Genomic DNA, 24,270 nt, shown 5'->3' on the forward strand with positions numbered 1-24,270 from the left:
GCGCAGTGCAGCCCAGGAGAATGTAAATGTCCCGTACTTCGACCCTCGGTAAAAAATCCATTGGCCTGATCGGCGCCGCGCTGGCGGGCGGCCTGATGCTGTCCGGTTCGGTGTTTGCCGCTCAACCACTGACGCAGGGCTACATGGTCGCCTCGGCAGAAACTTCGGTGAAAGCGCCGGAGGGCAAATGCGGTGAAGGTAAATGTGGCGATGCTTCGATGGCCAAGACTGACAGCGACGGTGACGGCAAGGTCTCGCGCGCCGAATTTCTGAAAGTCGCGCCGAAATCAGACTTCGACAAGATCGACACCAACCATGACGGCTTCATCGACGAGCAAGAGGCCTACAACAACGTGAAGGCCAACTTTGAAGCCAATGGCAAGAAGATGCCAAAAGGCTTGTTCGAGCACCTGAAAGATCAAGACGGCGCCTGATCGGCAGAAAAAACCAAGCCGCGCTTCTCCTGAGAGAAACGCGGCTTTTTCAGGCCTGCCCGTTTACAACTGGAAGCGCCGCACCATGCCCTGCAAGGCATTGGCCAGTTGCGACAATTCATGGCTGGAGGCACTGGTCTGGTCGGCACCGGCGGCTGACCTTACCGACAAATCCCGAATGTTCACCAGGTTGCGGTCCACTTCCCGCGCGACTTGCGCTTGTTCTTCCGCCGCGCTGGCAATGACCAGATTGCGCTCATGGATCTCATGCACCGACGCGGTAATGGTTTGCAGCGCCTCACCGGCACGTTCAGCCAAGGCCAGCGTGGTCGTGGCCCGCGCCGTGCTGGCCTGCATCGAATCCAGCGCCAGGCTCGAACCGCTGCGCATGCCCTGGACCATCTGCTCGATCTCCTGCGTCGATTGCTGCGTACGATAAGCCAAAGCCCTTACTTCATCGGCCACTACGGCAAACCCTCGCCCGCTCTCGCCGGCGCGAGCCGCTTCAATTGCTGCGTTGAGCGCCAGCAAATTGGTCTGCTCGGCGATCGCCCGAATCACGTCCAGCACTTTGCCAATGTCCTGCGACTGGTTGGCCAGTGATTGCACCAACTCACCGGTCTGTTGCACATCGCTGGCCAGGGCATTGATGGCGGTGGCGGTCTCACTGACGCGCACTTGCCCCAGATGCGCCGACTCGCTGGATTGACGGGTTGCGTCAGACGTCGATACCGCATTACGTGCGACTTCTTCCACTGCGGCCGTCATCTGGTTGACCGCAGTCGCAGCTTGTTCAATTTCGTTGTTCTGCTGCTGCAGCCCCTGTGTGCTGTCGAGTGTCACCGCATTGAGTTCATCGGCAGCGGTCGCCAGTTGTGTGGCCGAACCGCTGATGCCTTGCAGCGTCTCACGCAGGTTCTGCTGCATGGTCGCCAAGGCTTTAAGCAAACGACTGACTTCATCGTTGCCGTGGGTTTCGATTGGCCGGGTCAGATCACCCTGCGCGACACTTTCTGCTGCACTCACGGCGCTGCTCAGCGGCCGAACAATACTGCGCGTGAGCATCATCGCCAGTGCCACGGTGGCCAGCGCGGCCAAGGCAATGAACAAGCTGACAATCGTGCGCGAGTTTTCGTAGTGCGCAGCAGACTTCTGGCTTTCGGCGGCGACCTGTTTGGCGAACAGGTCTGCCAGATCGTTGAGTTGTTTGCCGGAGCCATCGACGACGGTTTTCATGTCGACCAGCAACAATTTGGTCAGCTCATCACGCTTGCCTTGCTCAGCAAGGGCGAAGGATTGAGCGATGCCACTGCGATAGGCAGCGAAGGTTTTCTTGAACTGGCCGTATAGCTGCTGGCCTTCCGGGGTGTTGACCAGTTTGTCGTAAGCGCCGATTTTCTCGCTCAGCTCTTTGTCGCGAGTGTCCATCTGGCTGCGGTAGGTGGCGATATTGTTCGCGTCCTGATCCAGCGCCATGCGCAACGAGATGGTGCGGATACGCAGCATGATCTCGCGAATCTCGTCGCCGCCACGAATACTCGGCAGCCACTGGTTTTCTACCGCGACCTCGCTGTCGCGAATACTCGACATCTGCCCGAGCGCAAACACGCCGAGCAAAGCCACCAACACCGCGATCAGGGCGAACCCCAGGGCCGCCCGGGGAGCAATATTCAACTGACGAAGCAACATGAGGAACGCCCTTATTCTTGTATTGGCCAGATTCAAGGGGCGAAGCCATGGCAGTCCCCTCGTGTTAGCGGGCTATCGGCAGGTTGTATGATGACTTGAAGGGGAAATGAGTTTTTGTCGGACAAAAAAAATCCCCGTATCTTTCGATACGAGGATTTTTAATATGGTCGGGGTAAGGGGATTCGAACTCCTGACATCCTGCTCCCAAAGCAGGCGCGCTACCGGACTGCGCTATACCCCGGTAAAAAAAAGGCGACCTTTCAAAGATCGCCTTCTTCGATCAGCGCTTTTGGCCTCTGATCTTAAGATTCGATCCCAGCGTTAACTGGTTTCAAAAATGGTGGGTCGTGTGGGATTCGAACCTACGACCAATTGGTTAAAAGCCAACTGCTCTACCAACTGAGCTAACGACCCAAAAATGGTCGGGGTAAGGGGATTCGAACTCCTGACATCCTGCTCCCAAAGCAGGCGCGCTACCGGACTGCGCTATACCCCGGTTTGAAATTGGCTCCGTGACCAGGACTCGAACCTGGGACCCAATGATTAACAGTCATTTGCTCTACCGACTGAGCTATCACGGAACTACATATTTCAATTTACAACGGTGAAACTTGTTGCATCTAGTCACTCGTTCGCATCGCTGCGTTCGTGTGTCTGAGGCGCGCTATTCTACAACCTAGAACACCTCTGTCAACCCCCTAAATTGCTTTCAAGTTAATGATTTGCAACTTATTTCAGATTTCAACTCAGTGAGCTGAGACCGTCTTGGCGACTGACTGCGGGGCGCACTTTACAAGCCTTTTCCTTTGAGTTCAACAGCCTAACGAAAAAAAAGGCCCTACGATGTAGGGCCTCCCAATTTTCATTGGCACTTGGACTCAGTTGAAAACGATTTCGTCGTTCTCGACCGCGCCGGTTGCCGTGTCGCCTGGCATGAAGTGACCCGAAAGGATCAACTGCGCCAACGGATTTTCGATCCAGCGCTGAATCGCCCGTTTCAAAGGACGTGCGCCATACACCGGGTCGTAACCAACGGCGATCAACTTGTCCATCGCCTCCGGGCTGAGTTCCAGCTTCAGCTCGCGCTCGGCCAGACGACTGCGCAGACGGCCCAACTGGATCTCGGTAATGCCCGCGATCTGATCCCGTGCCAAAGGCTCGAAGATCACCACTTCGTCCACCCGATTGATGAACTCCGGACGGAAGTGCGACGTCAGCGCATCCATCACCGCAGCACGCTGCGCTTCACGATCACCGACCAGCTCCTGAATCTGCACAGAGCCGAGGTTCGAAGTCATGACGATCACGGTATTGCGGAAGTCCACCGTGCGGCCATGGCTGTCGGTCAGGCGACCATCCTCGAGCACTTGCAGCAAGATGTTGAACACATCCGGGTGCGCCTTCTCGACTTCGTCCAGCAGGATCACCGAATAAGGCTTGCGACGCACAGCTTCGGTCAGGTAACCGCCCTCTTCGTAACCGACGTATCCCGGTGGCGCACCGATCAGACGCGCCACGGAATGTTTCTCCATGAACTCGGACATGTCGATCCGCACCATCGCCTCTTCAGTATCAAAGAGGAATTCGGCCAGCGCCTTGCACAGCTCGGTTTTACCGACACCGGTAGGGCCGAGGAACATGAACGAGCCGCTCGGACGATTCGGGTCGGACAACCCGGCACGCGAACGTCGTACCGCATTGGCCACGGCGACCACGGCTTCTTCCTGACCGATCACCCGTTTGTGCAACAGGCTTTCCATCTTCATCAGCTTGTCGCGCTCGCCTTCGAGCATTTTCGACACCGGAATGCCGGTCCACTTCGATACAACCTCGGCGATCTCTTCTTCAGTCACCTTGCTACGCAGCAGCTGGTTTTCGCTCTTGCCGTGCTGATCGACCATTTGCAGGCTGCGTTCCAGATCCGGGATCACCCCGTACTGCAATTCGGCCATGCGATTGAGGTCGCCTTTACGGCGCGCGGCTTCCAGTTCCTGACGCGACTGCTCGATCTTCTGCTGAATCTGTGCAGAACCCTGCACCTCGGCTTTTTCCGAGTTCCAGATTTCCTCCAGATCCGAGTACTCACGTTCGAGACGGACGATTTCTTCCTGGAGTTTTTCCAGACGTTTCATCGCCGCTTCATCGCTTTCTTTCTTCAGCGCCTGAGATTCCACCTTCAACTGAATCAGGCGACGTTCCAGACGATCAAGCACTTCCGGCTTGGAGTCGATCTCCATGCGGATGCGGCTGGCAGCCTCGTCGATCAGGTCGATGGCCTTGTCCGGTAACTGCCGGTCAGTGATGTAGCGATGGCTGAGCTTGGCCGCGGCGATGATCGCGCCGTCGGTGATCGCCACCTTGTGGTGAACCTCGTAGCGCTCTTTGAGGCCACGCAGGATGGCGATGGTGTCTTCTTCGCTCGGCTCATCCACCAATACTTTCTGGAAGCGTCGCTCGAGCGCCGCGTCCTTCTCTATATATTGGCGGTACTCGTTGAGCGTGGTCGCGCCAACGCAGTGCAACTCACCACGAGCCAGCGCAGGCTTGAGCATGTTGCCGGCGTCCATCGAGCCTTCGCCTTTACCGGCGCCGACCATGGTGTGCAGTTCGTCGATGAACAGAATGATCTGCCCTTCCTGCTTCGACAGCTCATTGAGCAGCGATTTCAGGCGCTCTTCGAACTCACCGCGATACTTGGCACCGGCAATCAGTGCGCCCATGTCCAGCGAGAGCAGACGCTTGCCTTTAAGGCCGTCTGGCACTTCGCCGTTGATGATGCGCTGGGCCAGACCTTCGGCGATGGCGGTTTTACCCACACCAGGTTCACCGATCAGCACCGGGTTGTTCTTGGTGCGACGTTGCAGAACTTGAATGGTGCGACGGATTTCGTCGTCACGGCCGATCACCGGATCGAGCTTGCCGTCTTCGGCGCGCTTGGTCAGGTCGACGGTGTATTTATCCAGCGCCTGCCGCGACTCTTCGTGGTTGGCGTCGTTTACCGCTTCGCCGCCACGCAGGTTGTTGATCGCGTTTTCCAGGGCTTTCTTGCTTACGCCCTGGCCGAGCAGCAATTTGCCGAGCTTGCTGTTCTCGTCCATTGCGGCGAGCAACACCAGTTCGCTGGAGATGAACTGGTCGCCCTTCTGCTGGGCCAGACGGTCAGCCTGATTGAGCAGGCGCGCCAGATCCTGCGACATGTTGACGTCGCCGGTCGGGTTCTGGATTTTCGGTAATTGATCGAGCTCTTTGGTCAGCTCTTTGCGCAAGCTGTTGACGTCGAAGCCCACCTGCATCAGCAGAGGTTTGATCGAACCACCCTGCTGTTCAAGCATGGCTTGCATCAAGTGCGCCGGCTCAATCGCCGGATGATCGTGGCCGACAGCCAACGACTGGGCGTCGGACAAGGCCAACTGTAATTTGCTGGTTAAACGGTCTATTCGCATAAGTCACCTTCCTTTTGAGCAGGCCGGACCTAAAAACCATCCTGAATAAAGAAACCTGCCAGATACCCCTATAGATGCGGTCGATTCTGGGAGATTCAAGCGTCAGAGAGTTGATTCAGGTCAGGCAAGTCTAGCGGGTGAGCCAGATAAGGGAGGCGAAGCGACCGGTGCGCGAAGCACGGCGATAAGAAAAGAAGCGCGGATCGGTCACGGTGCAGAAACCGCCACCATAAACAGCGGTGACACCACGTTCAGCCAGACGCAGGCGCGCCAGCTTATAGATGTCAGCCATGAACTTGCCTGCATTGTCGCTCGGTACGAACGCGTCTGCTGCTTCAGGCAGTTGATTGATGAAGACTTCCCGCACTTCCGGGCCGACTTCAAAGGCTTGCGGACCGATGGCCGGGCCAAGCCAGACCAGCACTTCTGCGGCCGGAACATCAAGACTGTCGAGAGTTGCCTCAAGCACGCCCGCCGCCAGACCACGCCAACCGGCATGGGCGGCCGCGACACGCGTGCCGGCACGATCGCAGAACAATGCCGGCAAGCAATCCGCCGTCATCGCCGTGCAGGCAATTCCGGGGGTTGTCGTCCAACTGGCATCTGCAGTCGCGACAATGCCCGGATCAGCATGAGCCACGGCAATCCCGTGCACTTGCTGCAACCAGGCAGGCTGTATAGAGAAGTGTTCGGTCAGGCGCCGACGGTTCTCGGCAACAGCCTCAGGACGATCATCGACATGATCGCCCAGATTGAGGCTGTCGAACGGCGCCTCGCTGACACCGCCCTCGCGGGTGGTGACGCAGGCTTTGACGCTGGCCGGCGCGGGCCAGTCCGGCGTCAGCCAGTTCATCCGATGAAGGCCTCGCGATCCTGCTTGAGCAAGGTCAGCAGCCAGACGAAATCTTCCGGCAGCGGCGATTCCCAGCTCATGCGTTCACCGGTCGTCGGATGATCCAGCTCAAGGAAGCGCGCGTGCAGGGCCTGACGCGGGAAATGCTTGAGGGATTCCACCATCGTCGGGTTCGCGGCTGGCGGAATGCGGAAACGGCCGCCGTACGCCGGATCGCCGACCAACGGGAAGTTGATGTGCGACATGTGTACGCGGATCTGGTGAGTACGACCGGTTTCCAGCTTCACCCGTACGTGGGTGTGCGAGCGGAAGCGCTCCAGCACGCGGTAGTGGCTGACGGCAGGCTTGCCGCCTTCCATCACCGCCATGCGCTGGCGCTGCTGGCCGTGGCGACCGATCGGGGCGTTGATCTTGCCCCCGGCGGTGACGACACCGATCACGATGCACTCATAGATGCGGCTGACGCTACGACTCTGCAACTGAGTAACCAGTTTGGTCTGCGCCTGAATGGTCTTGGCCACCACCATCAGACCGGTGGTGTCCTTGTCCAGACGATGCACGATGCCGGCGCGCGGGACATTGATGATGTCCGGCACGTGGTGCAGCAAGGCGTTGAGCAGGGTGCCATCGGCGTGACCGGCAGCCGGGTGCACCACCAGGCCCGCAGGCTTGTTGATCACCAGGATGTCGTCGTCTTCATAGACGATGTCGAGCTCGATGTCCTGGGCGATCCACTCGCCCTGGGCTTCCTGCTCGGCGGTCAGCTCAAGGATGGCACCGCCGTGCACGATGTCGCGCGGGCGGATGACCGCCCCGTCCACAGTCAGGCGACCTTCTTTGATCCAGGCGGAAAGGCGCGAGCGAGAGTGCTCAGCGAAGAGTTGGGCAGCGACTTGATCGAGGCGTTGGCCGCCCAATTCGGACGGCACCTCTGCGCGAAGTTCAATTTTATCGGACATGCTCTGACTGTGCGTCGGCACAGCTTTTGGTTTCGGCTGCGCGCTTGTGGTTAAATACGGCGTCTTTTGCCCCGAGGCTTTTCAACGGGGCGCTCATCATAACAGGACGGCCCCGCCCAAGACAGCGGCCGTCATAGGGACGCAAGCCGCCATGCAAGTGAAACACCTGCTGCTGATCGCCATCCTCGCATTGACCGCTGCTTGCTCATCGAAGGAAGTCGTAGACGAAAACCTCAGCGAAGCCGAGCTGTATCAGCAGGCTCAGACTGACCTGGACAACAACAGCTACACCAGCGCCACAGCCAAGCTGAAGGCTCTGGAGTCGCGTTATCCGTTCGGTCGCTACGCCGATCAGGCACAGCTGGAGCTGATCTACGCCAACTATAAGAACGCCGAGCCGGAAGCTGCAAAGTCTGCCGCCGAGCGTTTCATTCGTTTGCATCCGCAGCACCCGAACGTGGATTACGCGTACTACCTCAAAGGTCTGACCTCGTTCGACCAGGACGTCGGCCTGCTGGCGCGCTTCCTGCCGCTGGACATGACCAAGCGTGACCCGGGCGCCGCGCGCGACTCGTACAACGAGTTCGCCCAGCTGACCAGCCGGTACCCGAACAGCCGCTACGCGCCGGACGCCAAGCAGCGCATGATCTACCTGCGCAACCTGCTGGCGGCCTACGAAATTCACGTGGCCGACTACTACCTGACCCGTCAGGCTTATGTAGCCGCAGCCAACCGTGGTCGTTACGTCGTAGAAAACTTCCAGGAAACCCCATCGGTCGGTGACGGCCTGGCGGTGATGACTGAAGCCTACCAGCGTCTGCACCTGGACGAATTGGCCAACACCAGCCTGGAAACCCTGAAGCTCAACTACCCGAACCACCCAAGCCTGCAGGACGGTCAGTTCGTGCCACGGGTTGCCGAAGCCGACAACCGCTCGTTCCTGAGCAAGGCGACTTTGGGCCTGATCGAGTCGCGTCCACCGCTGCCGCCGGGCGAAACCCGCGCCAACCAGGACGTGCAGAAGCAGTTCCAGGACGCGAAAGACGCGATCCCGAACGAGCTCAAGCCTAAAGACGAAAACGGTGACGTGATCGAAGAGCCAGAGCCTGAGTCGAGCAACACCGACCGCTCGTGGTTCAGCTACATGACTTTCGGCGTGTTCGACTGATCACACCGGATGTACAGAAAAGGGAGATCTGCGGATCTCCCTTTTTTATTGCCGCGCATTAATAGGCTGTGCGCTTGTCGGGAGCTTGGCTAAACTGCCGGATCATCAGTCGGAAAGCCGCTCATCATGCTTCGTTTATTGTTCTGGATCGTCGTGATTTTCGCCGCGATATGGTTGTGGCGTAAATTCAAGGCGCCTGCCGCGTCCAATCAATCCCATCGCGCCCCGCGCGAGCAGGACGCGCCACCGATGGTGCGCTGCGCCCATTGCGGCGTGCATCTGCCGCGCGACCGCGCGCTAAGCGTGCAACAACAGTGGTATTGCAGCCAGGCTCACCTTGAGCAAGGCCCGGGTACCAGTGATCGCTGAGGCCACCAGCGCCGACAGCAAACAGGCGCAGCGCCTGCTGCGCCTTTATCATCTCTACCGTTTAAGTGTCGGCATCACTCTGGTGCTGCTGATCTCCAGCAACATGGACAACCGCCTGCTGACGTCGGCCAACGATGAATTGCTGCGCGGCGGCAGTTGGCTGTACCTGATTCTCAACATTCTGTTGGTGGTATTCCTCGAGAACACCCGACGGCCGGCGCAACTGTTCAGTCTGGCCCTCGTTGATGTCCTGCTTTTATGCGTTCTGTTCTTTGCGGCGGGCGGCGTCGGCAGTGCGCTGGGCAATCTGCTGATTGTCTCGGTGGCGATCAGCAACACTTTGCTACGGCGACGCATCGGCCTGTTGATCGCCGCCATCGGTGCGCTGGGCATCGTCGGTTCGAGTTTCCTGCTGGGTTTCAACCACCCCCTCAGCGCCAATGAATACCTGCAAGCCGGCACTCTCGGCGCCCTGTGTTTTGCCGCGTCGTTGCTGGTGCAGGGGTTGATTCGGCGCCTCGAAGTCAGCGAAACACTGGCCGAGCAACGCGCCAGCGAAGTGGTCAGCCTCGAAGCCCTCAATGCGCTGATCCTGCAACGCATGCGCACCGGCATTCTGGTCCTCGACGAGGAGCGTCGGGTGCAACTGGCCAACCACAGCGCGCAAACCCTGCTCGCGCAATCGCACCTTCAGGGGCATTTGATCGATGATTATTCGCCGGCGCTGGTTGATCGCCTGCAACTGTGGATGAACAACCCGACCCTGCGCCCGCAGAGCCTGAAAGTCCCCGGTAATGGCCTGGAACTGCAACCGAGCTTCATCGCCCTCGAACAGAGCCCCAACCAGCAAACCCTGGTATTTCTCGAAGACCTCGCGCAGATCGCCCAACAAGCCCAGCAATTGAAACTTGCCGCACTTGGACACTTGACCGCCGGTATCTCCCACGAGATCCGCAATCCACTGGGTGCCATCAGTCACGCCGCGCAGCTATTGGCTGAATCCGAGGAACTCGACAGCGCCGATCGGCGTCTGACGCAGATTATTCAAGATCACTCCCAGCGCATGAACCGAGTCATCGAAAACGTCCTGCAACTGTCCCGCCGCCAGCAGAGCGCGCCACAACGGCTGGATCTCAAGCCGTGGCTGGAAAACTTCGTCGCCGAAAGCCGCGAACAGGCCAGCGAGCGCCAGCAGATTCATCTGCGAATCAATTCAGGGGACTTCACCACGCTGATGGACCCCAATCAGCTCACGCAAATTCTCGACAATCTGTTACGCAATGGCTGGCGCCACAGCGCCCTGCTGCATGATCAAGCCGAAGTCTGGCTGGCCCTGTTCAGCGATCCCGACAGCCAATTGGCGGTGCTCGAAGTGCAGGACAACGGCCCCGGCGTGCCTGCCGATGAACAGACGCATCTGTTCGAACCGTTCTTCACCACCAGCAGCCAGGGCACCGGCCTTGGGCTTTATCTGTCCCGTGAGCTGTGCGAAAGCAACCAAGCGCGCCTAGACTTTCAATCACGCCAAGGCGGCGGCTGCTTTCGCATCACCTTTGCTCACGGACGGAAACAAAGTTGAACACGAGCCCACGGCAAAAAATCCTCATCGTCGACGACGAACCGGATATCCGCGAACTCCTGGAAATCACCCTGGGACGGATGAAACTCGACACCTACAGCGCGCGCAATCTGGCTGAAGCCCAGGCACTGTTGAACCGCGAGAACTTCGACCTGTGCCTGACAGACATGCGCTTGCCCGACGGTACAGGGCTGGAGTTGGTGCAGCATATTCAGCAACGTTATCCACAACTGCCGGTGGCGATGATCACCGCCTACGGCAGTCTGGAAACTGCGATCAACGCCTTGAAAGCCGGGGCTTTCGACTTCCTGACCAAACCGGTCGACCTCACCCGCCTGCGCGAACTGGTCGGCGCCGCCCTGCGCATGCCGGCGGCAGGCGGCAGCTTTACATCGATTGATCGACGCTTGCTGGGCGACTCGCCACCGATGCGCAGTCTGCGCAAGCAAATCGACAAACTCGCCCGCAGCCAGGCACCGGTCTACATCAGCGGCGAATCGGGCAGCGGCAAGGAACTGGTCGCACGGCTGATTCATGAACAAGGGCCACGCGCAAGCCAACCCTTTGTGCCGGTCAACTGCGGAGCGATCCCGTCGGAGCTGATGGAAAGCGAGTTTTTCGGTCATCGCAAAGGCAGTTTCACTGGCGCGCTCGCAGACAAGCCCGGGCTGTTTCAGGCGGCCAATGGCGGCACGCTGTTTCTCGATGAAGTGGCGGACTTGCCGTTGTCGATGCAAGTCAAACTGCTGCGGGCGATTCAGGAAAAAGCCGTGCGCAGTGTCGGCGGCCAGCAGGAAAGCGTGGTCGATGTGCGGATTCTCTGCGCCACGCACAAGGATCTTGATGCAGAGGTCGCGACCGAACGCTTTCGTCAGGACCTTTATTACCGCTTGAACGTGATTGAACTGCGCGTGCCGTCACTGCGCGAAAGGCGTGATGACATTGAAGTGCTGGCGGCCAATATGCTCAAGCGTCTGGCCAAGGACACCGGCCAACCGCCAGCACGACTACATCCGCAGGCGCTGGAAGCATTGAAGAACTACCGGTTTCCGGGAAATGTTCGGGAGTTGGAGAACGTTCTCGAACGGGCGCACACCTTGTGTGAAAACCGCACGATTGAGGCCGAAGACTTGCGCCTGAGTGACGGCAATTGCGCGGCGGAGGGCGGGATTGCCGATCTGACGCAGATCGATAATCTGGAGGATTATCTGGAGAACGTCGAGAGAAAGCTGATCCTGCAGGCGCTGGAGGAAACGCGCTGGAATCGCACGGCGGCGGCGCAGCGGTTGAGTCTTTCGTTCAGGTCGATGCGTTATCGGCTGAAAAAATTAGGCCTGGATTGAGGATCCTTCGCGAGCAGGCTCGCTCCCACAGTTGATCTTTGTCGTTCACAAAATCCAATGTGGGAGCGAGCCTGCTCGCGAAAGCGATCTGCCAGGCTACAGAGAAATATCAGACTAAATCCGGCCTTCAGGCGCATACGGCGCCGGATCAATAATCGGCGCCCTTCCCAGCATCACATCGGCAAACAACTGGCACGACGCCGGCGCCAGCACCAGCCCATTACGGTAATGCCCGCAGTTCAGCCACAACCCGTCAAACCCCGGCACCCGGCCAATGTACGGAATGCCCTCCGGCGACCCCGGACGCAACCCTGCCCAGTGCCCGACCACTTCGGCATCGGCCAGCGCCGGCAACAACTCAACCGCCGAAGCCTTGAGACTTTCCAGCGCCACATCGGTCGGCGTCTTGTCGTAACCCTCGTGCTCCAGCGTACTGCCAATCAGAATGTGGCCGTCGCGACGCGGGATCGCATAACGGCCCTTGGCCAACACCATGCTCGGCAGAAAGTCCGCCGCGCACTTGTAGAGAATCATCTGGCCTTTGACTGGCTCGACCGGCAGTGTCAGATCCAGCGTCTTGAGCAGATCGCCGCTCCACGCCCCCGCAGTCAATACGACCTGATCACCGTTGATCACACCCTTCGACGTCTCGACGCCAACAACCTGCTCACCCTCGCGGACAAACCCGCTGACTGCGCATTGTTCGTGAATGGTTACGTTCGGCAATGCCAGCAGTGCCGCTTTCAGTGATTTCACCAGACGCGGATTGCGTACGTTGGCGACATCCGCCATGTAGATCGCCCGCGAGAAGCCGCCACCGAGCACCGATACCGCATCATGCGCCGCCGAGATATCCACAGCCCGCAACGGGCGATTTTCCCGCTTGGCCCAGGCCAGCGCTTCGGCTTCATCGTCCAGGTCCAGCCAGTACAGGCCCGTGGTGTGCACTTCAGGATCAACGCCAGTGTCGGCAAACAGACGCGCGCCGAGCTGTGGATAAAAATCCTGCGACCAGTGCGCCAGTGCGGTGACTGCCGGGCTATAGCGCCACGGATACAGCGGCGAAACGATACCGCCGCCCGCCCAGGACGATTCCTGGCCGAGGTTCGAGCGATCGAGCAGCACCACGCTGCGTACTTCGGAGGCGAGATTGTAGGCGGTCAGCAGGCCAATCACCCCGCCACCGACAATCACCACTTGCTGTTGCCTGGTCATGTTTGTTCCAACCGTAAAAAAGACAGTGGGCGCAAAAGGCACCCGAAAGAAAGCGCCTCAGCGGCCCCAGCAATCCTTGGTGGTCAGCCCGGTGGTCGCGTTGTTCATGCTGCGGACACCGGTGTTGGTCAGGGTAAAATCCCCGCACTTGTCGGTGGCCATTGACGTACCCGTTTTGCGGGTAGCGGTCAGCAGGAAAGTCTGGTCAGCGATGGTCGGGGTGATGGTGTAGAAATCATTGCCCGTGCTGAGTCCGGTGACATTGGTGTAGGTATTGTTTCGGGTGTAGAAGCGCTCGAGGGTCTGCGCCTGTTCGGAGAGCAAAGACACCACTTCAGCGCGACGGCCCTTTTTCAGGTACTCGGTATAGCTCGGTGCGGCGATGGTGATGACGATCCCGATGATCGCAATCACGATCATGATTTCGATCAGGGTGAAGCCTCGGTTGAATCTGCGCATGCCTCAAACTCTCACTTACTGTATTTGTCGCCACATGATACGACGGCTGCCACCGCCGCCCTTTTCCACAATGATCGTGATGGTGCCACTGGTGTCGGTCGTACCCTTGCGCTTGCCATCGCTGGAGACGAAGTTCAGGGTCGGAATGCCACCGGTGAATATCACGCCGCTGGAGATCGAGTCATTGCTGTCGACCAAACCGTCAGAGCTGGTGTCCAGCACGGCGTAATTGAGCATCTTACCGCTGAACGCATCCAGTTCGACCAGTTTGCCGGTACCAAAACTCGCACAGGGATCGGTGGTATCAACACTCGCCGTGGTAAAGACAATACGGCTCAGCACGATACTCGCCTGATTGATCACCCGCTCGCCGGTCAGCACATTGTTGTACACCAGCGGCAGATACCAACCCTTCTCCGCCGGATACGTCGTGTCATTCTGCGTTGTGGTCAGAAACTGTCCAGAGCTGCCGGAGAATGATCCGGTGATCGCCTGCGGCTGCAAACTGCTGACAGTCAGTTGACCAGAACCTCCATCGGCGTCCCACACGGAATAGAACGCCTGCAAATCCTTGTTGGTCTTGTCGGCCGTTTCGTTGAACTTACCGGTACCGACGAAGACCTGTTTGCCGCCCAGCGCATTATCCGCCAGTAACGGCTGCGCGGTGATCGGTTGAGTCGCCCCGCCCGCCGTGGTGAACAGTGGCTTGCCGGAAAACGCCACGCCCCAACTGTCGGAGGACGTGGCACTCAGATCGAACTTCCATAACCGCCCCTTCAAGTCGCCACCGTAAGCGGCCTGCACCACATTCGAAGAGTTGACCTTGAGTTTCACCGACGACAAACCGTTGGTGGTTTCCGTGCTGTCGATAACGATTTTCCTGATCAGCGAACCGTCCAGCGCATCCAGTACATACAGGGCCGCCACGCCTGAATTGCTGCCGTAGCCGTTGGCAATGAATGTCGCCCAGCGACCATTGGCCAAGCGTGCCACTTCCGGACGGGCGTAGGCATAACCCAGATCATTGAATGCGTTCGCAGTACTGGCGGTGGCCGGCGCACTGACCTCCCACAAGGCCTTGATCACATTACCCGCAGACGCATCAAACAGTTGCAACCCGTAGAAGGTTTTACCCCCGGCACCGGTGCCGCCAATGGCCAGGGTTTTCCACGCGGTGCCGGACTGCGCGTCGAACACCCCAACCTGACCGTCCACCAAAAACTTGTGGCTCACACCGTTGACGTAGTTGGTGTCGGCGATAAGGCGCAATGACGGCAGCACACTGGAGGGCATGTAGGCGTAACGGCGAGTACCGTTCGCCGAATTGATCACGTTGACGAAACCATCGTTGGCGTTAACCACCAGGCTGGTGTTCATATTCGCAGCCTTGGTGGCCAGGTAAGTGCTGTAGCTGGTGTCGCCGGAAAGATCGGAGGCGGTTTTGTCTGATGGTGACGCCAGCACCAGTGGCGAATTGATGATGTCGCCGAGCAGCACGCTGCGCACTTTCAGCCCGGCCTTGTTCGTGCCCTTGCTCCACTCCACCAGATCAATGCCACTGATGCCGGTGGGCAACCCCTGACTCAGCGTGGTCTGCTGGGCCGGGGAAAAGTTGCCGTAAGCCAGGGTTACCGCTGCATTGCTCAGGGTATTCCACGACTGAAAAGTCGCAGCGTTGGCGGATGGCACGATGGTGGTGTCGGTCGTCCACTGCGCCGCCGAAGTATTGACCGTCCCGGTCGAGGTGAAGCCGAACGACTTGATCGTGCCGCGCCAGTCCTTGGGGTCATACGTGGTTTGATAAAAGCTGCTGCTGGACGTCAGTGTGGTGCCGCTGGTGACTCCCGCGCCGCCGGAACCGGCCTTGGACGTGATGTCGCTCAGCGCCGAGGATAAGGCGGCGTTGAGCCCGGTACTGTCGGTCGCCTGGTAATACCTGCCCTGTCCGTAACTGGCGGCGTCCGACAGCATTTCATTATCGGCGGTGAACCCCACGGTGTAGGTGTTCATGTTCTGCTTGGGAAAATCCACCGCATTCCAGCTCTTGCCCGCCGCATCGGTGCCGGTCGAACGCATGTCGATGTCAAAGGCAAACTTGGCGATGTCATCCAGATACAGCGTATCCCCTTCACCGTCACCGTTGAGGTTGTTGCCGTCATTGTTGACGCCATCCCAGTTCGGCAAACGGCTGCCACCCAGCGGGTCATTGGTGGGGAAAGTACGGTCGAAAGTCGGCAAACCGTCGGTAATCACCACGCCGTAGTTTTTCTGGCAGCGGTACTGAATCGGACTGGTGTAGGTGCTCGGTGTGCTGTTGTAGTACGGCGCCATGCCGCGCATGTAACGAGTGATTTCGTAATAGGTTTCCGCCAACGGCGTGTTGGCCACGGCGCTCAAGCCGTTGATGGAAGAGATCAGTGCGTTGTAATTGGTGTCGGCCTGGGCTTGAGTCACGCTGCCGGACACCGGCGACAAATCGCTGATCGCACGGGCAATGAAACCGCCATTGCCGGAGTTGTTGCTGGTGGCCGGATTGAATGTCGACAGGCCAATACGCAACGTGCGGTTGCTGCTGACCAAAGCTGTGGAGACGTTGCGCGCAACGTTGATGCGGTAGTCGTTGGGAATTGCCCCGGTGGTGAAATCGCGGGTGCCGTTGTTGATGGCCAGGCCGACTATGTAGGAAATGTAATCCCCCGAGTAACGCGTATTGCCGCTGCCGACCGGATCCGGCAGCTTCAGGCACAACGGCGCCAGGCTGTTGTTGTAGAACGCATAGGCGCCGCCCGAGCAACCGGATGTCGGCAGGCTCGACAGAAAGATCGTGTCGCCCGTGATCGGCGTCGAACTCAGGCACAACCCAAGCAATGCATTACATTGCCGGGCCGGAGTGAAATTGTCGGCAGGGTTGAATCCGCCAGCATAAATGATGCTGTTCATACTCCCCGAATCGTCGATCAGCAGCATGACGTTGGGTGGCACCGCCGCCGCACTCAACAGCGGCGAATCAGACGGCGTAAATGCGTAGACCGGCGACGCCAGATACAAGGTTAGCAACAGGCCGAGCAACAGCGATCCACACCGCTCAATACTTCGCATAGACACTCTCCACCACACTGCGCGAAGTGCCGGCGATTCCAACGGCGGTGACCCGATACAACGTCGCCGAAGTGTTACTCGGCACGTTCACTGCCGTGAGCGTGGTGCCGATATTCTGCACACCATAGAAACCATTACCGGAAGCGATCCACGTCACACCCGAAGTTGAATTCAGCCCCGCCGCACTGACCACCGATGATTCCGCCGGCGGTGCGCATTGCGTCGTGCCGCTGCACACCGCCAAGGTGTAGGTATCAAGCTGAACCGCACTCTCCCCCACCCGCAACGCCGCCTCGGCGGTCTGAAACGACTGATTACGCAGACTGACGCTGCCGGCCATTTTTTCCTGCAGATTGGCACTCTGCATCGACGACAGACCAATCAACGTCAGCAACAACAGAAACACCAGACTGACCAGCAACGCCATGCCGCGTTGCGTTTGCCGGTCATGAAGAGAAATCCGCATCGCCACGGTCCTCACTGCAAGCGGTTGCGCAAAGCGGCAACCACGTTGAAGGTTTGCGTGGCGACCCGGCTGTTGGGGTCGGTGAGGGTCAGGCTCAGGCGCACACTGCGAATGCGCGCCGGGTCGCTGGGGTTGGCGCTGTAGGTCGAGGCCGCCACATCTGTCGCCGAACTGGCCAGACCAAACGTCACGTTAAAGGCACTGACGTTGTTCACCAACACCTGCTGGGTCGGCGTGCCGCTGCCGGTACCCATGAGAATCTGATTGTTGCTGAAGCTGTAGATCAGACGCCGGATCGGGAAGGCGATCTGCCCGCTCGCCGCCGCTCGCAACCCGGTATAGGCCGTTGCACTGTTGCGGCAATCGGAAACCACTGTCCAGGTCGGCGTGCCGCCACCGCTGCCGATATCGGCGGTGACCAGTGTCAGTTTCAGGTTGGCATTGTCCCAGTTGATCGGCGCTATCTGCGACGCATTGAAATCCCCCGCCGAGCTGGAATCCGTAATGGTGCCGAGACAACCGAACATCCCGACCATGCGAATTTCCTGAATCATTTTGCTCAGCACAAAACGCGCGTCTTCCTGCATCGCCGCGGCGCTGTTCTGGCTGACGTAGGTGTTTTTCGCCGCGATGAAAATCTGCACAACCCCCAGCACGATGATCAAGCCCAGTGCGAGGGCAATCAGCAGCTCGATCAGGCCGAAACCACGCTGATGGCGCGTCATGGTGTCGCCACCGGGTCAACGGCAGCGCGGCTGGTCAGGACAAAACTGCGCTGAGCGCTGGCGGTGTTGGCTGCCCGCGCGTCGCTCCAGTTGATGGTGATGGTGTAGACCCGCTGATTGAGAGTGATGCTGCCAGTCGCGGTCGGTCCACCGAAGTTGACGATATTGTTGGTGAAATCGTAAAGATCCTGATCCCGTGCAACGCTGAGATTGCCCGAAGTCGGCGGAGTGACGGTGTAGTCGGCGCCGGAATTGGCGCGGATGCGGTCCATCATGTCGTAAGCGATGAAACTGGCCTGACTGGTCATCCGTGAACTGTCGGTGTACTTCAGTGCATTCAGTTGCACGGCCGCCGCACCCAGCAGCCCGACCGTCAGAATCAGCAACGCGACCAGTACCTCGATCAGCGTCATGCCCTGCTGTGCGTGTTGACTCCCTGCCCTCATCCGCAAGTTCCACCCAATTGAATTCGTCCGTTCAAACACACGTTCAGCGTCCTGCTTTGCGTTCCCAACGTGTAACTGATGGTCACCGCCGTCGACGGCGCTGCCAGACCACCAAGATTGTTGAAATCCAGTGCAGTCACTCCTGAGGGTAGCGTCAGAGTCGCGCCGCTGCTCATCGCGGGAACAACCCGCAACACATTGGCCGGATTGCCAGTACTGTCGTAGACCGACAACTCACCGGTCCAGCCGCTGCCACCAGCGGTCGGGCGCAGGCGCAGGGTAGTGCCACGGTCGATGGCCTCGAGCCTGGCGTAATTGATTGCCCGTTGCAGGTCGCCCATCTCGGTATCGGCCTTGCTGCCCTGTACCGAACGGGTGAACGCCGGCACCGCCAGAGTGATCAGAACCACGAAAATCGCGACCGCGACCAACAACTCGATCAGCGTGAAACCTTTTGTACGAAGATCCATCAATGCCCTCCGTTGCCGTCGGCTATACCTGCTTCTACACGCTAGAACATTCAACCGGCCCGCGTCGGTTGATTTGCCCTGCCCGGTGCACGGAGCGCGCCGTTCATCACACTCCACGGAGGGAGTTTTCATGCCGCAACAGGGTTTCAGCCTGATCGAACTGCTTATGGGACTGGCGATTGGCGCAATTGTTCTGCTGTTGGTCAGTCCGGCGTTTGCCACGCTCAGAGAATCGAACCATCGGGATCAGGCAGCGCAATCCTTGCTCGATGGCCTGCGCAACGCTCGCACCCAGGCCATCACACGCAATCAGAGCGTGGTGATTCATGGCATCAACGGCGACTGGAGTCAGGGCTGGCGGATCATTCTGGATATCAGCGGCAAGGGGTCGAAAGACAACAGCAATCCGCTGCTGCAAGAAAGTGTGAGCGACACACAGGTGCCGATTGTCGGCAATTGGTCAGTAAGTCGTTACGTACGCTTCAGCAGTCTGGGGCAACCGCTGATGCCCGGGCGGGCGTTTCAGGCAGGGACATTACATGTCTGCTCGGCTCGCGAGCCGGTCAGCCAGCGACAGATAGTGCTGGCGGCGACCGGTCGTGTGCGCCTGAACAGCCAAGAGGCTGAGCAGGCGTTGTGTCAAAAGATCAAAAGCGTCAGATCGAACGCACGCGCAGCTCTTTAGGCATCGAGAACGTGATGTTCTCTTCACGCCCGGCCAGTTCATCGGCACCGGTGGCGCCCCAGGCCTGCAATTGCTGAATCACGCCACGCACCAGGACTTCCGGCGCGGAGGCACCGGCGGTAATGCCGATACGCTCAACGCCATCGAACCAGCTCTTTTGCAGGTCTTCGGCGCCGTCGATCAGGTAGGCCGGCGTGGCCATGCGCTCGGCAAGTTCTCGCAAGCGGTTGGAGTTGGAGCTGTTCGGGCTGCCGACTACCAGCACGACGTCACACTCGTCGGCCAATTGCTTGACCGCGTCCTGGCGGTTTTGCGTGGCGTAGCAGATGTCGTCCTTGCGCGGACCACCGATGGCCGGGAAGCGCGTGCGCAAGGCATCGATGACGCGACTGGTGTCGTCCATCGACAGCGTGGTCTGGGTAACGAAAGCCAGTTTGTCCGGGTTATGCACCTGCAATTCGGCGACGTCTTTCTCGTCTTCAACGAGGTAGATCGCACCGCCATTGCTGCCGTCGTACTGGCCCATGGTGCCTTCGACTTCCGGGTGACCGGCGTGGCCGATCAGGATGCACTCGCGACCGTCGCGGCTGTATTTCGCCACTTCGATGTGCACCTTGGTCACCAGCGGGCAAGTGGCGTCGAATACTTTCAGGCCACGGCCGGCGGCTTCGGTGCGCACGGCTTGGGAAACACCGTGGGCACTGAAGATCACGATGACGTCGTCCGGCACCTGATCCAGCTCTTCGACGAAGATCGCCCCGCGGCTGCGCAGGTCTTCAACGACGAACTTGTTGTGCACCACTTCATGACGCACGTAGATCGGCGGCCCGAAGACTTCCAGGGCACGGTTGACGATTTCGATCGCCCGGTCCACGCCAGCGCAGAAGCCACGGGGGTTGGCGAGTTTGATTTGCATGCTGTGCCTCGTGTCTTGCGCGCAAGAAATAGCGAAAACGATGAAAAACATTGTGGGAGCGAGCCTGCTCGCGAAAGCGGTGTGTCAGACAACATCTATGTTGAATGTCAGTCAGCATTCGCGAGCAGGCTCGCTCCCACATTTGACTCCATAGAGTCAGTTAGATCGCTTTAACGTTGATGATCTCGACGTCAAAGGTCAGCGTCTTGCCCGACAGCGGGTGGTTGAAGTCGATGGTCACTTGCGTGTCATCGAACTCTTTCACCACACCTGGCAGCTCAGTATTGGCCGCATCGTTGAAGATCACCAGCAAACCCGGCGACAGCTCCATGTCGACGAACTGCGAACGTGGAATGATCTGCACGTTCTGCGGGTTCGGCTGGCCGAAGGCGTTTTCCGGCTCGACGGTCAGCGTGCGCTTGTCGCCGGCCTTGAAGCCGAACAGCGCCGCTTCGAAACCCGGCAGCAGGTTGCCGTCGCCGACCTTGAAGGTCGCCGGGGCTTTGTCGAACGTACTGTCGACGGTGTCGCCGTTCTCCAGGCGCAATGCAAAGTGCAAAGTGACTTCCGTGTTCTGGCCGATGCGTTGCTCAGCCAATACCTGTTCAGTCATGAACGGCTTCTCCGGTCTTTTTACTTTTGAACATATCCAGTGCCAGCATCACCGCGCCAACGCTAATCGCGCTGTCGGCGAAGTTGAACGCCGGGAAGTACCAGCGGTTCTGCCAGTGCACCAGAATGAAATCGATCACATGGCCCAAGGCAATGCGGTCATACAGATTGCCCAGCGCGCCGCCCAGCACCAGCGCCAGAGCGACGGCCAGCCAGGTGTCATTGCGGCCCAGGCGCTTGAGCCAGACCACCAGCACCGCACTGACCACAATCGCGATCAGGGCGAACAGCCAGCGCTGCCAGCCGGAGCTGTCAGCCAAAAAGCTGAAGGCAGCGCCGGTGTTATAAGCCAGGGTCCAGCTGAAGTAATCGGGAATGATCACGATCTGCTGGAACATTTCGAGCTTGCCTTCGAAGTAGAACTTGCTGGCCTGGTCGATGACCAGCACCAGCAAACTCAACCACAGCCAGCTCAACCGTCCAAAACGGCCAACGGCATTAGGCATAGTGACGAACCTCGCCAGCGCCGCTGATGTTGTCGACGCAACGACCGCAGATTTCCGGATGCTCCGGATTCACGCCAACGTCTTCACGGCAGTGCCAGCAACGGGCGCACTTCGGGAAGGCCGATTTGACGATTTTCAGCTTCAGGCCGCTGACTTCAGTCACTACCGCATCGGCTGGAGCCTGGACGAACGGCGCAACACTGGCAGTCGAGGTGATCAATACAAAGCGCAGTTCGTTGCTCAGCTTGGCCAGATCGGCGCTCAGGGCGTCTTCGGCGTACAGCGTCACTTCGGCTTGCAGGTTGCCACCGACGGCTTTCGCTGCGCGCTGGATTTCCATTTCTTTGTTGACCGCTACTTTGACCGCCATGACGCGTTCCCAGTAGTCGCGGCCCAGTTCAACGTCGGCTGGCAGTTCGGTCAGACCTTCGTACCAGGTGTTGAGCATCACCGATTCGTTACGCTCGCCCGGCAGGTATTCCCACAGTTCGTCGGCAGTGAAAGCGAGGATCGGTGCGATCCAGCGCACCAGCGCTTCGGAGATGTGGAACAGCGCGGTTTGCGCCGAACGGCGGGCCTTGCTGTTGGCGCCAGTGGTGTACTGACGGTCCTTGATGATGTCGAGGTAGAAACCGCCCAGCTCCTGCACGCAGAAGTTGTGGATCTTCGAGTAGACGTTCCAGAAACGGTATTCGCCGTAGTGCTCTTGCAGCTCGCGCTGCAGCAGCAGAGTGCGGTCGACCGCCCAACGATCCAGCGCGAGCATTTCTTCCGCCGGCAGGATATCAGTGGCCGGGTTGAAACCGCTCAGGTTCGAGAGCAGGAAGCGCGCGGTGTTACGGATACGACGATAGGCGTCCGCACTGCGTTGCAGGATCTGATCGGAAACCGCCATCTCGCCGGAGTAGTCGGTCGATGCAACCCACAGACGCATGATGTCGGCGCCCAGGGTGTCGTTGACTTTCTGCGGCGCAATCACGTTGCCCAGCGACTTGGACATCTTGCGGCCGGCTTCGTCGACGGTGAAACCGTGGGTCAGCAGTTCGCGGTACGGCGCGTGGTTGTCGATGGCGCAACCGGTCAGCAGCGACGAGTGGAACCAGCCACGGTGCTGGTCGGAACCTTCCAGGTACAGATCGGCGCGCGGGCCGCTCTCGTGGCCCATCGGGTGCGAACCGCGCAGGACGTGCCAGTGCGTGGTGCCCGAATCGAACCAGACGTCGAGGGTGTCGCTGATCTTGTCGTACAGCGGTGCTTCGTCGCCGAGCAGTTCGGCAGCGTCCATCTTGAACCAGGCTTCGATGCCTTCGACTTCAACGCGTTTGGCGACTTCTTCCATCAGCTCGACGGTGCGTGGGTGCAGTTCGCCGCTTTCCTTGTTGAGGAAGAACGGGATCGGCACGCCCCAGTTGCGCTGACGCGAGATGCACCAGTCCGGACGGTTGGCGATCATCGAGTGCAGACGCGCCTGGCCCCAGGCCGGGACGAACTTGGTGTCTTCGATGGCTTTGAGCGAGCGCACACGCAGGGTGTCGCCGCTGGTTGGCTCTTTGTCCATGCCGATGAACCACTGCGCAGTGGCGCGATAGATCAGCGGGGTCTTGTGGCGCCAGCAATGCATGTAGCTGTGTTCGATGACGGTGGTGTGCAGCAGCGCACCGACTTCGGTCAGCTTGTCGACGATGGCCGGGTTGGCCTTCCAGATGAACTGGCCGCCGAAGAATTCCAGCGACGGCGCGTACACGCCGTTGCTCTGCACCGGGTTGAGGATGTCGTCGTTGACCATGCCGTACTTCTTGCAGGTCACGAAGTCGTCCACGCCGTAGGCCGGGGCGGAGTGAACCACGCCGGTACCAGCGCCCAGTTCGACGTAGTCAGCCAGGTACACCGGCGACAGACGGTCGTAGAACGGGTGACGGAAGTTGATCAGCTCGAGTTCTTTACCAGTGGTGGTGGCGATGACCGAACCTTCCAGGCTGTAGCGCGCCAGGCAGGCTTCGACCAGCTCTTCAGCCAGCACCAGCAGCTTGTCGCCGACATCAACCAGCGCGTAGTTGAATTCCGGGTGGACGTTCAGCGCCTGGTTGGCCGGGATGGTCCACGGGGTGGTGGTCCAGATCACGATCGAGGCAGGTTTGCCCAGCGACGGCAGGCCGAATGCGGCAGCCAGTTGGGCTTCGTCAGCGATCGGGAAAGCAACGTCGATGGTCGAGGACTTTTTGGTCTCGTACTCGACTTCCGCTTCAGCCAGGGCCGAACCGCAGTCGAAGCACCAGTTCACCGGCTTGAGGCCCTTGAACACGAAACCGCCCTTGACGATTTCCGCGAGGGCGCGGATTTCACCGGCCTCGTTCTTGAAATCCATGGTCTTGTACGGGTTGGCCCAATCGCCCAGCACGCCGAGACGGATGAATTCGGACTTCTGGCCTTCGATCTGCTCGGTGGCGTAGGCACGGCACAGCTCGCGGGTCTTGTCCGCGCCGAGGTTCTTGCCGTGGGTCACTTCAACCTTGTGCTCGATCGGCAGGCCGTGGCAGTCCCAACCCGGAACGTACGGCGCGTCGAAACCCGACAGGGTTTTCGAGCGGATGATCATGTCCTTGAGAATCTTGTTCAGTGCGTGACCGATGTGGATCGTGCCGTTGGCATACGGAGGGCCGTCATGCAGAACGAACTTCGGACGATCCTTGCCAATCTCGCGCAACTTTCCGTACAGGCCAATACTGTCCCAGCGCTGCAGGATCTGCGGTTCGCGCTGTGGCAGGCCGGCCTTCATTGGGAAGGCGGTGTCCGGAAGGTTAAGCGTGGCTTTATAGTCGGTCATTTAAGGCTCT

General features: G+C 59.3%; 21 protein-coding genes, 4 tRNA genes and 1 pseudogene. 6 read left to right on the plus strand and 20 right to left on the minus strand.

Annotation, left to right across the window (positions count from 1 at the left end):
- Positions 1–26: 26 nt before the first annotated feature.
- The gene (locus VY732_RS25240) at positions 27–434 is read left to right on the plus strand and encodes an HvfA family oxazolone/thioamide-modified RiPP metallophore (RefSeq protein ID WP_077574586.1); all 408 of its coding nucleotides are present in this window, start codon (positions 27–29) and stop codon (positions 432–434) included.
- 63 nt (positions 435–497) lie between these two features.
- Here VY732_RS25240 and VY732_RS30095 read toward each other — a convergent pair whose 3' ends face one another.
- The 9 genes and pseudogenes from VY732_RS30095 to rluD form a co-directional block, all read right to left on the minus strand.
- Positions 498–1,361 (minus strand): methyl-accepting chemotaxis protein, encoded by an 864-nt coding sequence (locus tag VY732_RS30095; RefSeq protein ID WP_371044025.1) that lies wholly within the window; start codon positions 1,359–1,361, stop codon positions 498–500.
- Between the two features lie 39 nt (positions 1,362–1,400).
- Positions 1,401–2,123 (minus strand): annotated as a pseudogene (locus tag VY732_RS30100) (MCP four helix bundle domain-containing protein); the annotation flags it as partial.
- A 164-nt stretch (positions 2,124–2,287) separates the two neighbouring features.
- A tRNA-Pro gene (locus VY732_RS25250) sits at positions 2,288–2,364 on the minus strand.
- A 97-nt stretch (positions 2,365–2,461) separates the two neighbouring features.
- Positions 2,462–2,537, minus strand: a tRNA-Lys gene (locus tag VY732_RS25255).
- A gap of 5 nt (positions 2,538–2,542) precedes the next feature.
- Positions 2,543–2,619: transfer RNA gene (locus VY732_RS25260), tRNA-Pro, on the minus strand.
- Between the two features lie 9 nt (positions 2,620–2,628).
- A tRNA-Asn gene (locus VY732_RS25265) sits at positions 2,629–2,704 on the minus strand.
- Between the two features lie 297 nt (positions 2,705–3,001).
- Positions 3,002–5,566, minus strand: a complete 2,565-nt coding sequence (clpB, locus tag VY732_RS25270) for an ATP-dependent chaperone ClpB (protein ID WP_016986222.1) — start codon at positions 5,564–5,566, stop codon at positions 3,002–3,004.
- 130 nt (positions 5,567–5,696) lie between these two features.
- Complete coding sequence (gene pgeF, locus VY732_RS25275; RefSeq protein WP_123593217.1) at positions 5,697–6,419, minus strand: peptidoglycan editing factor PgeF; 723 nt, start codon at positions 6,417–6,419, stop codon at positions 5,697–5,699.
- Complete coding sequence (gene rluD / locus VY732_RS25280) at positions 6,416–7,378, minus strand: 23S rRNA pseudouridine(1911/1915/1917) synthase RluD (RefSeq protein WP_034153865.1); 963 nt, start codon at positions 7,376–7,378, stop codon at positions 6,416–6,418. The genes pgeF and rluD overlap by 4 nt, the downstream gene beginning before the upstream one ends.
- 151 nt (positions 7,379–7,529) lie before the next feature.
- On the opposite strand from rluD, the gene VY732_RS25285 reads away from it, so the two are divergent.
- The 4 genes from VY732_RS25285 (at position 7,530) to VY732_RS25300 (ending at position 11,837) form a co-directional block, all read left to right on the plus strand.
- Entirely contained in the window at positions 7,530–8,546 is a 1,017-nt protein-coding gene (locus tag VY732_RS25285; RefSeq protein ID WP_077574589.1) for an outer membrane protein assembly factor BamD, read from the plus strand.
- Positions 8,547–8,672: 126 nt separating this feature from the next.
- Positions 8,673–8,915, plus strand: a complete 243-nt coding sequence (locus tag VY732_RS25290) for a PP0621 family protein (protein WP_077574590.1) — start codon at positions 8,673–8,675, stop codon at positions 8,913–8,915.
- A complete protein-coding gene (locus tag VY732_RS25295; RefSeq protein WP_331695896.1) occupies positions 8,905–10,494 on the plus strand; it encodes a sensor histidine kinase in 1,590 nt (529 codons plus the stop codon). The genes VY732_RS25290 and VY732_RS25295 overlap by 11 nt, the downstream gene beginning before the upstream one ends.
- Complete coding sequence (locus VY732_RS25300) at positions 10,491–11,837, plus strand: sigma-54-dependent transcriptional regulator (protein ID WP_116029796.1); 1,347 nt, start codon at positions 10,491–10,493, stop codon at positions 11,835–11,837. The genes VY732_RS25295 and VY732_RS25300 overlap by 4 nt, the downstream gene beginning before the upstream one ends.
- Before the next feature lie 114 nt (positions 11,838–11,951).
- Here the strand turns inward: VY732_RS25300 and thiO are convergent, their stop codons facing one another.
- Genes thiO through VY732_RS25335 form a run of 7 tightly spaced genes read right to left on the minus strand, consistent with a single transcriptional unit; the run spans position 11,952 to position 18,717 of the window.
- Positions 11,952–13,052 carry a glycine oxidase ThiO gene (gene thiO / locus VY732_RS25305; protein WP_331692367.1) on the minus strand — a complete coding sequence of 367 codons (1,101 nt, stop codon included), beginning with the start codon at positions 13,050–13,052 and terminating at the stop codon, positions 11,952–11,954.
- Positions 13,053–13,109: 57 nt separating this feature from the next.
- A complete protein-coding gene (locus tag VY732_RS25310; RefSeq protein WP_034153860.1) occupies positions 13,110–13,511 on the minus strand; it encodes a type IV pilin protein in 402 nt (133 codons plus the stop codon).
- A gap of 15 nt (positions 13,512–13,526) precedes the next feature.
- Complete coding sequence (locus VY732_RS25315; RefSeq protein ID WP_331692368.1) at positions 13,527–16,610, minus strand: pilus assembly protein; 3,084 nt, start codon at positions 16,608–16,610, stop codon at positions 13,527–13,529.
- Positions 16,597–17,076 carry a pilus assembly PilX family protein gene (locus VY732_RS25320; RefSeq protein ID WP_077574595.1) on the minus strand — a complete coding sequence of 160 codons (480 nt, stop codon included), beginning with the start codon at positions 17,074–17,076 and terminating at the stop codon, positions 16,597–16,599. The genes VY732_RS25315 and VY732_RS25320 overlap by 14 nt, the downstream gene beginning before the upstream one ends.
- Before the next feature lie 11 nt (positions 17,077–17,087).
- Positions 17,088–17,801 (minus strand): PilW family protein, encoded by a 714-nt coding sequence (locus tag VY732_RS25325; protein ID WP_077574596.1) that lies wholly within the window; start codon positions 17,799–17,801, stop codon positions 17,088–17,090.
- A complete protein-coding gene (gene pilV, locus VY732_RS25330) occupies positions 17,798–18,247 on the minus strand; it encodes a type IV pilus modification protein PilV (protein ID WP_077574597.1) in 450 nt (149 codons plus the stop codon). The genes VY732_RS25325 and pilV overlap by 4 nt, the downstream gene beginning before the upstream one ends.
- Positions 18,244–18,717 (minus strand): GspH/FimT family pseudopilin, encoded by a 474-nt coding sequence (locus VY732_RS25335; RefSeq protein ID WP_331692370.1) that lies wholly within the window; start codon positions 18,715–18,717, stop codon positions 18,244–18,246. The genes pilV and VY732_RS25335 overlap by 4 nt, the downstream gene beginning before the upstream one ends.
- A 130-nt stretch (positions 18,718–18,847) precedes the next feature.
- Here VY732_RS25335 and VY732_RS25340 point away from each other — a divergent pair, with 130 nt between their 5' ends.
- Complete coding sequence (locus tag VY732_RS25340) at positions 18,848–19,402, plus strand: GspH/FimT family pseudopilin (RefSeq protein WP_123593213.1); 555 nt, start codon at positions 18,848–18,850, stop codon at positions 19,400–19,402.
- Here VY732_RS25340 and ispH read toward each other — a convergent pair.
- From ispH to ileS, 4 genes are all read right to left on the minus strand, one after another.
- Positions 19,374–20,318 (minus strand): 4-hydroxy-3-methylbut-2-enyl diphosphate reductase, encoded by a 945-nt coding sequence (gene ispH / locus VY732_RS25345; protein WP_007909838.1) that lies wholly within the window; start codon positions 20,316–20,318, stop codon positions 19,374–19,376. The two genes, VY732_RS25340 and ispH, sit on opposite strands and share 29 nt — an antisense overlap.
- 160 nt (positions 20,319–20,478) lie before the next feature.
- Positions 20,479–20,916, minus strand: coding sequence for an FKBP-type peptidyl-prolyl cis-trans isomerase (gene fkpB, locus VY732_RS25350; RefSeq protein WP_175555644.1), 438 nt, complete (start codon positions 20,914–20,916; stop codon positions 20,479–20,481).
- Positions 20,917–20,923: 7 nt separating this feature from the next.
- On the minus strand, positions 20,924–21,436 hold the full coding sequence (gene lspA / locus VY732_RS25355; RefSeq protein ID WP_123593212.1) for a signal peptidase II: 513 nt from the start codon (positions 21,434–21,436) through the stop codon (positions 20,924–20,926).
- Positions 21,429–24,260, minus strand: a complete 2,832-nt coding sequence (gene ileS, locus VY732_RS25360) for an isoleucine--tRNA ligase (RefSeq protein WP_116029802.1) — start codon at positions 24,258–24,260, stop codon at positions 21,429–21,431. The genes lspA and ileS overlap by 8 nt, the downstream gene beginning before the upstream one ends.
- Positions 24,261–24,270 lie beyond the last annotated feature (10 nt).

Origin of the sequence: Pseudomonas sp. ZY71, from assembly GCF_036542145.1 — a bacterium.
GTDB classification, from domain to species: domain Bacteria; phylum Pseudomonadota; class Gammaproteobacteria; order Pseudomonadales; family Pseudomonadaceae; genus Aquipseudomonas; species Aquipseudomonas koreensis_A.